At 59.6% G+C, this 12,202-nt stretch carries 8 protein-coding genes and 2 tRNA genes; 9 read left to right on the top strand and 1 reads right to left on the bottom strand.

Annotated features, from left to right (window positions below; translation table 11 throughout):
* The first annotated feature begins 121 nt into the window (after positions 1–121).
* The 4 genes from F6R97_RS22450 (at position 122) to F6R97_RS22435 (ending at position 4,908) form a co-directional block, all read left to right on the top strand.
* On the top strand, positions 122–475 hold the full coding sequence (locus F6R97_RS22450) for an MGMT family protein (protein WP_038979210.1): 354 nt from the start codon (positions 122–124) through the stop codon (positions 473–475).
* Between the two features lie 44 nt (positions 476–519).
* The gene (locus F6R97_RS22445; protein WP_038979209.1) at positions 520–2,079 is read left to right on the top strand and encodes an AmpG family muropeptide MFS transporter; all 1,560 of its coding nucleotides are present in this window, start codon (positions 520–522) and stop codon (positions 2,077–2,079) included.
* A 142-nt stretch (positions 2,080–2,221) separates the two neighbouring features.
* On the top strand, positions 2,222–3,937 hold the full coding sequence (locus F6R97_RS22440; protein ID WP_038979208.1) for a proline--tRNA ligase: 1,716 nt from the start codon (positions 2,222–2,224) through the stop codon (positions 3,935–3,937).
* Positions 3,938–3,954: 17 nt separating this feature from the next.
* The gene (locus F6R97_RS22435) at positions 3,955–4,908 is read left to right on the top strand and encodes a hypothetical protein (protein WP_048393856.1); all 954 of its coding nucleotides are present in this window, start codon (positions 3,955–3,957) and stop codon (positions 4,906–4,908) included.
* 208 nt (positions 4,909–5,116) lie between these two features.
* On the opposite strand, the gene dinB is transcribed toward F6R97_RS22435, so the two are convergent.
* Complete coding sequence (gene dinB, locus F6R97_RS22430; protein ID WP_315867114.1) at positions 5,117–6,178, bottom strand: DNA polymerase IV; 1,062 nt, start codon at positions 6,176–6,178, stop codon at positions 5,117–5,119.
* A gap of 301 nt (positions 6,179–6,479) precedes the next feature.
* On the opposite strand from dinB, the gene F6R97_RS22425 reads away from it, so the two are divergent.
* The 5 genes from F6R97_RS22425 (at position 6,480) to F6R97_RS22405 (ending at position 12,061) form a co-directional block, all read left to right on the top strand.
* Positions 6,480–6,556, top strand: a tRNA-Met gene (locus tag F6R97_RS22425).
* Positions 6,557–6,776: 220 nt separating this feature from the next.
* A tRNA-Met gene (locus F6R97_RS22420) sits at positions 6,777–6,853 on the top strand.
* Between the two features lie 277 nt (positions 6,854–7,130).
* Positions 7,131–9,773: a bifunctional lysylphosphatidylglycerol flippase/synthetase MprF gene (mprF, locus tag F6R97_RS22415; protein WP_315867113.1), complete on the top strand. Its 2,643-nt coding sequence runs from the start codon at positions 7,131–7,133 to the stop codon at positions 9,771–9,773.
* Positions 9,773–11,071, top strand: coding sequence for a virulence factor family protein (locus tag F6R97_RS22410; RefSeq protein WP_050682650.1), 1,299 nt, complete (start codon positions 9,773–9,775; stop codon positions 11,069–11,071). The genes mprF and F6R97_RS22410 overlap by 1 nt, the downstream gene beginning before the upstream one ends.
* Before the next feature lie 678 nt (positions 11,072–11,749).
* Positions 11,750–12,061 (top strand): DUF3077 domain-containing protein, encoded by a 312-nt coding sequence (locus tag F6R97_RS22405; protein WP_315867112.1) that lies wholly within the window; start codon positions 11,750–11,752, stop codon positions 12,059–12,061.
* Positions 12,062–12,202 lie beyond the last annotated feature (141 nt).

The raw sequence follows: 12,202 nt of genomic DNA, 5'->3' as shown, positions 1-12,202 counted from the left end.
TCATGAATAAGGCCCTGACAAGGACTGACCCGACTTTTTCTATTGAGTTCATTTCTCAATGGGCGATCCTGGATTTACTCTACAGACGGTCAATTGCGCATTCTTTCAGGAAACCCGGGACGTGACCGACTCAAACGCAGAAACCGAAAGCGCGGCGCAAATCCGACGCACGGCGCTCTACCTGACCCTGGCGCAAGTGCCCGAGGGCAAAGTCGTGAGTTATGGCCAGCTCGCCGAGCTGGCCGGACTGGGTCGTGCTGCCCGCTGGGTCGGGCGAACACTGAGCCAATTGCCCGGCGACACCAAATTACCCTGGCACCGCGTGCTGGGTGCCGGCGGCCGGATCAGCCTGCCCGTGGGCAGCCCTTCGGGGGATGAACAACGGGCCCGATTGCGCATGGAAGGCATCAGTATCCTGAACAATCGTGTTGATATTCAGCGCCATGGCTGGCGCCCGGTAGAGCACAGCGGTTAGAGTGCGCGCTTTGTTTCCGTAACTCTTGAGGCAGACTCCAGCCCATGCCCCGTAAAACCTGGCGCGCCGCGCTCGCCGCCTATGCCAGCCCCTCGACACTCGTACTGTTGCTGCTTGGTTTCGCCGCCGGCTTGCCTTACATGCTGGTGTTTTCGACGCTTTCCGTCTGGCTGCGCGAGGCCGGCGTTGCCCGCGAAACCATCGGCTATGCAAGCCTGATCGGCCTGGCCTACGCCTTTAAATGGGTCTGGTCCCCGCTGCTCGACCAATGGCGCCTGCCGCTGCTCGGCAAGCTCGGTCGACGACGCTCCTGGCTGGTACTGGCCCAGGCACTGGTGATCCTTGGCCTGATCGGCATGGGATTTTGCGACCCGCAAAAGCACCTGTCTTGGCTGATCGCCATCGCCGTGGTCGTCGCCTTTGCCTCGGCGACGCAAGACATCGCCGTCGACGCTTATCGCCTGGAAATCGCCGATGAAACCCGCCAAGCCGCGCTGGCAGCCAGCTACATGGCCGGTTATCGGGTCGCGGCCCTGCTGGCGACGGCAGGCGCACTGTTCTTCGCCGAAGGCTTCGGCTCCACTGGCTTCAACTACAAGCATGCGGCGTGGACCGGTACCTACGTGCTGTTCGGCGTCTTGATGGTCCCGGCGCTGCTGACCACCCTGTTCATGCGCGAACCGCCGGTGCCTCTACGTACTCAATTGCAGGCCGGACGCTACAGCTTCGTGCACCAACTGGCGTCGGTGTTCGTGCTGATCGTACTGCTGGTGTCCGTACCGGCCTTGTTCACCCAGCTCTACAACACCGACTTCGCCAGCGTACTGTTCGAAGGCGCCAGCGTGCTCGACCTGCTGCTCGAAGACCGCGCGTTCCTGCGGGCGATCCTCTATATCACGCTTACCGGCCTGTGCTTGTCGGCCATGGGCCGCCGTGGCTTGGCCCCAGTGCTGACCCCGGTCAATGACTTTATCCTGCGTTACCGCTGGCAAGCCCTGTTGCTGCTTGGGCTGATCGCCACCTATCGGATGTCCGATACGGTCATGGGCGTGATGGCCAATGTGTTTTACATCGACCAAGGGTTCACCAAGGATCAGATTGCCAGCGTCAGCAAGATTTTCGGGCTGATCATGACGCTGGTCGGCGCCGGCATGGGCGGCCTGCTAATCGTGCGCTTCGGCATCCTGCCTATCCTGTTCATCGGCGGCGTTACCTCAGCCGGCACCAACCTGCTGTTCTTGATGCTTGCGGATATGGGTGCCGACCTGCAGATGTTGATCGCCACCATCTCACTGGATAATTTCAGCTCGGGCCTGGCGACTTCAGCATTTGTCGCTTACCTGTCGAGCCTGACCAACCTCAAATTCTCCGCCACACAATACGCCCTGCTCAGCTCGATCATGCTCTTGCTGCCCCGCCTGATCGGCGGCTATTCAGGGGTCATGGTGGAGAAATTCGGTTATCACAACTTCTTCCTGATCACCGCCCTGCTGGGCGTTCCGACCCTGCTGTTGATCGCGCTGCACTGGTTCCAGGAAAACCGCCGCGCCGGTCCGACACCGACGCCGGAACCGGTTCCGACCCAGGTCGCGGAAGAATCGTAGGCTCTTTACGCAGGAAACATCGCAGAGGGCGGGCAGATTATCGCCCTCTGCGACACAGCCGGCCGCACTCCTGTACGCCAGCAGATCTCGCCCGTACAATGTTCCGTCATTTCTCGTCATCAGCAACCGACAACGGCCAACCATGCGCACCAGTCAATTTTTGCTCGCCACACAGAAAGAAACGCCTTCCGACGCGGTCGTCATCAGCCATCAGCTGATGCTGCGCGCCGGCATGATCCGCAAACTCGCCTCGGGCCTGTACACCTGGCTGCCCATGGGCTTGCGAGTGATGCGCAAGGTTGAAGCCATCGTGCGTGAAGAAATGAACGCCGCCGGCTCTCTCGAAGTGTTGATGCCGAGCACTCAACCGGCTGAGCTGTGGCAGGAATCCGGTCGCTGGGAAGAATACGGCCCTGAACTGCTGCGCTTCAAGGATCGCCACGGTCGCGATTTCTGTGCCGGCCCGACTCACGAAGAAGTCATCACCGACCTGATGCGCAACGAGCTGAGCAGCTACAAACAGCTGCCGATCAACCTGTATCAGATCCAGACCAAATTCCGTGACGAAATCCGCCCACGCTTCGGTTTGATGCGCGGCCGCGAATTCATCATGAAGGACGCCTATTCGTTCCACGCTGATCAGCCTTCGCTGCAGATCACCTACGATCGCATGCACCAGGCGTACTGCAACGTGTTCACCCGCCTGGGCCTGAAATTCCGTCCGGTTGAAGCCGACAACGGCTCGATCGGTGGTGCCGGCTCCCACGAGTTCCACGTACTGGCCGAATCCGGCGAAGACGATATCGTCTTCAGCAACGGTTCCGACTACGCAGCCAACATCGAGAAGGCCGAAGCCGTACCGCGCGAAACCTCTCGTGCCGCGCCTACCGAAGAGTTGCGTCTGGTCGACACGCCGAACGCCAAGACCATCGCGCAACTGGTCGAAGGCTTCAATCTGCCGATCGAAAAGACCATCAAGACCTTGGTGGTGCACGCTGAAGAGCAAGGCAAACTGATTGCCCTGATCATTCGTGGCGACCACGAGCTGAACGAAATCAAGGCCGCCAACCAGCCTGGCGTTGCCAGCCCGCTGGTCATGGCCTCCGAAGCTGAACTGCGCGACGCCATTGGTGCCGGCGCCGGTTCCCTTGGCCCGTTGAACCTGCCGCTGCCGATCATCATCGACCGTTCCGTCGAGCTGATGAGCGACTTCGGCATCGGTGCCAACATCGACGACAAGCACTACTTCGGCGTGAACTGGGAGCGTGATCTGCCGGTTCCGACCGTTGCCGATCTGCGCAATGTCGTGGCCGGTGATCCGAGCCCTGACGGCAAAGGCACCCTGGAAATCAAGCGCGGTATCGAAGTCGGGCACATCTTCCAGCTGGGCAACAAGTACAGCAAAGCGATGAAGTGCGAAGTGCTGGGCGAGAACGGCAAGCCGGTCACCCTGGAAATGGGCTGCTATGGCATTGGCGTATCCCGCGTGGTGGCTGCCGCCATCGAGCAGGGCAACGACGAGAACGGGATTATCTGGAGCGATGCTCTGGCCCCGTTCCAGATTGCTCTGGTACCGCTGCGCTACGAAACCGAACAGGTTCGCGAAGCCACCGACAAGCTCTACGCAGAACTGACTGCCGCCGGCTTCGAAGTGCTGCTGGACGACCGCGACAAGAAAACCAGCCCGGGCATCAAGTTCGCGGACATGGAGCTGATCGGCATTCCACACCGGATCGTGGTCAGTGACCGCGGCCTCGCCGACGGCAATCTGGAATACAAGAGCCGCACAGAGGCCGAGGCGCAAGCGCTGCCGGTCGCTGACGTGCTGTCTTTCCTCCAGGCCCGTATCCGCCGCTGACACCAGATAGAGACGTCATGTTCAAGCGAAACACCTTAGGCCTCGGTGGCGCCGCCCTGTGCGGCGCCCTGCTGGTCAGCGGCTGTGCCAATCAGATGTCACAACGTAGCGAGCACGAGGAACGGGTCGAGCGCAAATTGCTCGATCATAGCCTGCAGATCGATGTCGGCGAGCCCAAGGTGCTTGAGCTGCCGCAACGTCGGGTGAAAATCCACGAGCAAAAAACTTTCGAAGTCACCGAGTTCGAAGTCACGCGTCACTACGATCGCTACACGCCTTACCAACCCTGGAGGGAGGTCTACGAGATCCCGCTGGGCGCGGTGGCCGTGGTGGCCGGTGTCGGTGCGAACGTGGTCAACGTGTTCGCCCTCGGCAATCTGCCGGACACCGTGACGAAGGACTGGCTCAGCTATGGTTTCGCCGGGCTCAACCCGTTCATGAACGCGCAGTCCCATGGTCGGGCGCAACAGAACCTGGCGGGTATCGACGAAGTCCAGCGCGACAAGCGCACGGAATACTCGAGCCTGCCGTGGAGCGAGCGCCCGGTGCAGGTCAAGGCTGGCAAGAACACCTTCGAACTGACCACTGACCGTAACGGCGTGTTGCGCCTGAACCTGCTGGACAGCCCGTTCGCTGAACATGACCTCAATCATCTGGGCAAGCTGCAGATCAGTGTCGAGGACAACAAGGACGATGTGCACACCGACTCGTCCCTGATGATCAGCGGCAACTTGCGCGGCAAGCTGCTCGAAGCGCATGGGCTGATTTACGACGACCTCGAAGACGACGAAGTGAGCCAGTGGGTACACCGGGTCAAACGTCTGTCGGAACTGGGTCTGGAAGAAGAAGCGAGCGAGCTGGAACAGAGCCTGATCGAACTGACCCGCAACGATCCCGAGCTGCAGACCGAATTCCTCAAGTCGCTGACCAAGGATGCCGGGCGACTGGTGGCGGATCCGGGACCGAATTAAACGCTTAAAAGCATCGCGGGCAAGCCCGCTCCCACAAGGACGATGCAGTACCTGTGGGAGCGGGCTTGCTCGCGAAAGCGGTGGGTCAGGCAACATCAATGTTTACTGTGCCGCCGTCTTCGCGAGCAAGCCCGCTCCCACATGGATTGCGCTTAACTGACTGGCATTAGGGCTTGCCCGCGATGACGCCATTACATTCACTGCAAAACTACCGCTCAAACAACTCCATCTGCTCAAACCCGCCCCGCAAATCCTCCAGCCTCACCCCAACCCCCAACAACCGCACCGGTTTTCCACCACGGTTAAAGGCTTGGGTCAGCAGCAACTGATAACTCCCCAGATCCCGCCCTGCCCCGGCCTGCTCCAAAGTCGTCTGGGTAAAATCATGAAATTTCACTTTGACGAACGGCTTGCCCGGGCGATAGCTGCTGTCGATCCGTGCCATGCGGTCATTCAGGGATTCCAGCAACTCGGGCAATTTGTCCAGGCAACTCACCAGATCCGGCAGGTCCACGTCGTAAGTGTTTTCGACGCTGATCGACTGCCGGCGACTGTCGTTGTGCACCAACCGCTCATCGATCCCACGGGCCAGGCTCCAGAGTCGCTCGCCAAAGCTGCCGAATTCGCGCACCAGTGCCAACTTGTCCCACTCACGTAAATGCGAGCAATCGACGATGCCGAGCCTGCCGAGTTTGTCGGCGGTCACTTTGCCAACCCCGTGCAGCTTGCTCACCAGCAAACCACTGACGAAGTCTTCCACCTGATCCGGTGTGATTACGAACAGGCCGTTAGGCTTCTTCCAGTCGCTGGCGATTTTGGCGAGAAACTTGTTCGGCGCCACGCCGGCCGACACGGTGATATGCAACTGATTGGAGACCCGGCGGCGAATGTCCTGGGCGATTCGCGTGGCGCTGCCGCCAAAATGCGCGCTGTCCGACACGTCAAGGTAGGCCTCATCCAGGGAAAGCGGCTCGATCAGATCGGTGTAATCGCGAAAGATCGTATGAATTTCCTTCGACGCCTCTCTATAGGCATCCATGCGCGGCTTGACGATGGTCAGGTCTGGACAGAGCTTCAAGGCATGCCCGGAAGACATGGCCGAGCGTACGCCATAAGCCCGCGCTTCATAGTTACAGGTGGCAATCACCCCACGCCGATCCGCCGAGCCGCCCACCGCCAATGGCTTACCAGCCAGGCGCGGGTCGTCACGCATCTCGATGGCGGCGTAGAAACAGTCACAATCGACGTGGATGATTTTTCGCTGCGTCATATAAAAGCAGTGTTCATGGCGAAGAAATGAGGTGCTGGTGAGTCATACCGGCAGTATCTCACTGGCACCTGTATATAGCACCAGTACTCTGAATGTTCTTTTTCCTTTGTAGGAAAAGCACCGGATGAATTTATTTTCTCAATCGAAAGACCCCACTCGATAGAGCCACAAGCCTTGCCCTGCCTGCGTTTCAGGCCGGTCAGCCGTTGCTTTTTTCACCTAAGCGCTTGAACGGGAACAGGTTTTACCGAGATTGAAGGTTGACAGCCCTGCGATCCTCTGTAGAATGCCGACACACAGACGCGGGATGGAGCAGTCTGGTAGCTCGTCGGGCTCATAACCCGAAGGTCGTCGGTTCAAATCCGGCTCCCGCAACCAAACATCAAAAAAGGCTACTCGAAAGAGTGGCCTTTTTTGTGCGCGCCTGTTTTATAAAAATCAGCCGTCTATGCCTTATGGCACAGAAACAAGAAATCGTTCTGATTCCGAAACTTAGGTCTCCCCTGCGACCATTCACCGTCGTTTTACACTTATTTGAGCCATACTGGGATTAACGGTTGACACTCCGGCGTTCGCCTGTAGAATGCCGCCACACAGACGCGGGATGGAGCAGTCTGGTAGCTCGTCGGGCTCATAACCCGAAGGTCGTCGGTTCAAATCCGGCTCCCGCAACCAAACATCAAAAAAGGCTACTCGAAAGAGTGGCCTTTTTTGTATCTGTTGAAAAAGTCCTTTCGCAACAATGACCTGTCACTATGCAGTGAGCCGTTCGGGGTCGTCAGACTGTGCGTTCAGAGCAGACTGAACCGCAGATGAAACCTTCTACGACTGATGACGCGCCATCTCCCCTATCCGGTGAGAGGCGTTAATATTTGTGATTATTTTTTTCTACAGGGATTGGTAACTTGGCTGGATACCTCCATCCTGTCGCGCACAATCCAAGAGGTGATTGATGCGCGCCAACTCGTCTGATTCACAAGACACCGTCACTGCGACACAACCGATCAAAGCCGAGCGTCTGCGCTTGCTGGATCGAATCAGCAAATATCGTCAGCCCATCGGGCTGGCAGTCACTTTGCTGTTGTTCGCCATCGCGCTGATTGCCTGTCGTCACCTGCTGAGCGAACTCGATCTGTACGCGCTGCACGACTCGATTCTGGAAGTACCGAAACCGGCCTTGCTGGGTGCACTCGGCGCGACCGTCATCGGCTTCATTATTCTGCTGGGTTACGAATGGTCGGCCAGCCGTTATGCCGGCGTGACGCTGGCGCCGCGAATACTGGCATTGGGCGGCTTCACCGCGTTTGCCATTGGCAACGCCATCGGCCTTTCGCTGTTATCGGGTGGCTCGGTTCGCTACCGTTTATATGCACGTCATGGTGTGGGGGCTTCGGAAGTCGCGCACATGACCTTGTTTGCCAGTCTCTCGCTCGGCTGCGCCCTCCCGCCCCTGGCCGCCCTCGCCACCCTCAGCAACCTGCCCGCCGCCTCCGCAGCCCTGGGTTTCTCCGAGACGTTGCTGGGTGCGATTGCAGTGGCCGTGCTGCTGCTCTCCACCGTACTGGCCATCGGCATCTATCGCCGTCGCTTGCCAGAACAGCCTTACCCGGACAACCTGCTGGTCAAGGTCGGCCGCCGCACCTTGCGCCTGCCGGGTCGCCGCCTGACGTTCCTGCAATTGGTCATCACCGCTCTAGACGTAGCCGCCGCCGCGACCGTGCTCTATCTGTTGCTGCCAGAAGCACCGCCCTTTGGTGCGTTCCTGCTGGTCTATCTATTGGCCCTGGCCGCTGGCGTGCTCAGCCATGTACCGGGCGGCGTCGGGGTATTCGAAGCGATTCTGCTGGCGGCCTTCGCCGACAAGCTCGGTGCTGCGCCATTGGCTGCCGCGCTACTGCTCTACCGTCTGATCTACGTGGTGTTGCCGCTGCTGGTGGCTTGCGTATTGCTGCTGATCAACGAAGGCCAACGCCTGTTTCAATCGCGCCAGTCCTTGCGTGCAGCATCTGGCTTGGCCGCGCCGATTCTGGCGGTGCTGGTGTTCCTGTCCGGCGTGGTGCTGCTGTTTTCCGGCGTGACGCCAGAGATCGATACCCGCCTTGAACACATCGGTTTTCTGATTCCGCATCGATTGGTCGACGCCTCACACTTCGGCGCCAGCCTGGTGGGTGTGCTCTGCCTGCTGCTGGCTCAGGGGCTGCGTCGACGCCTGTCAGCCGCGTGGATGTTGACCACCATTCTGTTGTTGGTCGGCGCCCTGCTCTCTCTGCTTAAAGGCTTCGACTGGGAAGAGGCTTGCCTGATGACCCTGACGGCGAGTTTGCTGGGGGTTTTCCGGCGCTCGTTCTATCGCCCCAGCCGCCTGACCGAAGTGCCGTTTTCGCCGCTGTACCTGGTGGCCAGCCTCTGCGTTCTCGGCGCGTCGATCTGGTTGCTGCTGTTCGCCTATCAGGACGTTCCCTACAGCCATCAACTCTGGTGGCAGTTCACCCTCGACGCCGATGCCCCGCGTGGCCTGCGCTCGCTGCTCGGCGCCGCGGTTCTGCTGGTGGTGGTGTCCCTGACTTGGCTGCTGCGCACCGCACGCCCGGTGATCCAACTGCCAACGCCCGATGAGCTGGACCGCGCGGTAAAGATTCTCATGGCCTCGTCCCAACCGGATGGCGGCCTGGCCCTGACCGGTGACAAGGCGCTGCTGTTTCACCCCAACGACGAGGCGTTTCTGATGTACGCCCGCCGTGGTCGCAGCCTGGTAGCGTTGTACGACCCGATCGGCCCGAGCCAGCAACGGGCGGAAATGATCTGGCAGTTCCGCGACCTCTGCGATATCCATCATGCCCGCCCCGTGTTCTATCAAGTACGCGCCGAGAATCTGCCGTACTACATGGACATCGGCCTGACCGCGATCAAGCTCGGCGAAGAAGCCCGGGTCGATCTGCACCGCTTTGATCTCGAAGCCAAGGGCAAAGAGATGAAGGACCTGCGCTACACCTGGAACCGCGGCACCCGAGATGGCCTGTCGTTGGAAATCCATGAGCCGGGGCAAGCGCCGATGGATGAGCTCAAGGTGATTTCGGACGCTTGGCTGACCGGCAAGAATGTGCGCGAGAAAGGCTTCTCGCTCGGGCGTTTCAGTGATGACTATCTCAAGCACTTCCGTGTCGCGGTGATTCGTTTCGAAGGGCGCCCGGTGGCGTTCGCCAACCTGCTCGAGACCTACGGCCATGACCTGGCCAGCCTCGACCTGATGCGCGCACACCCCGATGCGCCCAAGCTGACCATGGAGTTCATGATGGTCGGCCTGATTCAACATTATAAAAATCATGGATACGCGCGCTTCAGCCTGGGCATGGTGCCGTTGTCGGGGTTGCAACCCCGGCGCGGCGCACCACTGACCCAGCGCTTGGGCTCGATGGTATTCCGCCGTGGTGAGCAGCTGTACAACTTCCAAGGTTTGCGCCGCTTCAAAGACAAGTTCCAGCCCGACTGGGAACCCCGTTATATGGCCGTGCCCGCCGGACTCGATCCGCTGGTGGCCCTGGCCGACACTGCCGCCCTGATTGCGGGTGGCTTGACTGGATTGGTGAAACGCTGATGATTCAACGCTCCCTGCGGTACGTACTGGCCACACTGGTAGTGCTGGCCCTGATGGTCGGTGGCGGTTACTGGTACCTGAAACGCCCGGCACCGGAACCGACCCTCGAACGGCTGACGCCGGCCGATGGCGCCGCGATGACCCGCGTCATCCCCGGCACCACGCCGAAGGCTCAGGTGCTGGTGGCGGTCAATGACGACCAGAAACTCAATGACAAGCAATTGACCACCCTGAGCCGCAGCGCCTCGGCGCAGATCGTCCAGGTGATCCTGCCCAAGGACTGCCTGCTGCAAAGCCGCGCCCTGCAAGCGGGTCTGCGCGAACTGAAAGGCCCGGCCACTCTGGTCAGCGGCATCGGCCCTGGCGCCGTGCTCGCGTGGCGCTGGTTGTCGGAGCAGAAGGACGACAAGGCCCAGGCCATTTCAGTTGATCTGGCCCTGGAAAAGCCCGGCGCCTGCACTCACCTGCTGCCAAAAAGCGCCGCCCACGGCCACTGGCTCGTGGCATGGAACGACAACCCGGACGACGCCAGTGCCGGTTTCGTACGTGATCAGCCCAATGCCGAAACCAGCATCAGCGACTACGACATCAACCTGCCGCAAGTGCTGAACAACGAACTGCGCAAAATCCTCGTTGGCGGCGATAAAGCCGCTGGTGGCCTGCAGATCCCGGTGGTCGAAGTCCCGGCCGGCCAGGCCAAGGACACCGTCACCCTGTTCCTTTCCGGCGACGGCGGCTGGCGCGACCTGGACCGCGACGTGGCCGGCGAGATGGCGAAGATCGGCTACCCGGTAGTCGGCATCGACACCCTGCGCTACTACTGGCAGCACAAGAGCCCGGAACAAAGCGCTCTGGACCTGACCGAACTGATGCAGCACTACCGGCAGAAATGGGGCACCAAGCGCTTCATCCTGACCGGCTACTCATTCGGCGCGGACGTATTGCCTGCCATCTACAACCGCCTGCCGGAAGCCGAACAGCAGCGCGTCGACGCAATCATCCTGCTGGCCTTCGCCCGCACCGGCAGCTTCGAAATCGAAGTCGAAGGCTGGCTCGGCAACGCCGGCAAAGAAGCCGCCACCGGCCCGGAAATGGCCAAGCTGCCGCCGGCAAAAGTGGTGTGCATCTACGGCGAAGAAGAAGTCGACGAGAGCGGCTGCACCGACAAGACCGCCGTGGGCGAAGCGATGAAACTGCCTGGCGGCCATCACTTTGACGAGAACTACCCGGCGTTGGCCAAGCGGTTGGTGGATGTGATCGAGAAGCGTCAAGCAAAGGAGACGGCGGCTCAGGAGTGATCTGAGCCGCGCTCACAAAAAAGCCCCCGCAGCCTTATGGTTGCGGGGGCTTTTTCATTTGGACAAAGATCATCTAGACGCCGCAAATTCCTGTGGGAGCGGGCTTGCCCGCGATGGCGGTATGTCTGCCACATCAATGCTGAATCTGCCGCCGTCATCGCGGGCAAGCCCGCTCCCACAGGGTTCTCCGTTGGATTGAGATGTAACTCTGTCCTTTGTCCTAGGACAAAGGACACTCGCTAACCCAGGCCAAATGGACAATCAATTCGATTTATCGCTGGGAAGACAACTTCTCAGGCACTCCTTAGATCTGTGAAATCGTTTGTTTAATTCCGGCACGGCGATTTCGGATGACTCTCACAAACCTTGTAGGCAAACTCCGAATCTCGTGTTTGGGCACTTTGCCGCCTTGTTGCGTTTTTCTTCGACGGGATACTCTCCGGACGTCGCTGACCATTCAGTGATCGGGCTTGGTAACCCGGTGGAATAAGGCGCAACAGCGCACCCGACACGATTGCAGGCGTTTTTTGGCCTGCGATCCTGTGTTATGGCAGCTGTGCGTGGGACGCTTTCGAGCGTGCCGGTTTCCTTGATTCCCCGGTTTACCAACCTGCGCTCAGCTGCCACCCATTCGCTTGGTATCGGATGCGGCAGCTTCTTAAATCAAGGAAGTTGACCATGAACAATCAATCAGAACTAAAAACCATCGGCCTCACCCCACTCATCTACTGCTCGGATCAGGCGTTATTCAACGTCCGCGCCGGCGTCCCCATCGTTGATGCCTTGTCACAAGCCTCCGACCTGCTGTTCCTCGCCAAATCATTTACCGAGGATGCAGCCTACATAAAAGACACCGACCGCCACGCCTGGGCCGCGCATTATTTGACGGCTATGTCCAAGGCAGTGATTGATGATGTGGTGAAGGTGCTGACACCGCGACCTGCCCGGACAAAGACCGAATCTGAAGAAGAGCTGCCTGAAAACCAGTAAAGGCACCAGCAGACACTCAAATACCTGTGGTAGCGGGCTTGCCCGCGATGGCGGCAGCAGATCCAACATTGATGTGCCAGACATACCGCTATCGCGGGCAAGCCCGCTCCCACAGGGTTCTTCGTTGGATTGGGATCAAAT

It is taken from the genome of Pseudomonas sp. JV414 (assembly GCF_032424305.1).
GTDB classification, from domain to species: domain Bacteria; phylum Pseudomonadota; class Gammaproteobacteria; order Pseudomonadales; family Pseudomonadaceae; genus Aquipseudomonas; species Aquipseudomonas lini.
Note: the sequence above shows the minus strand (reverse complement) of the source record. Positions and strands in the feature narration are given on the sequence as shown.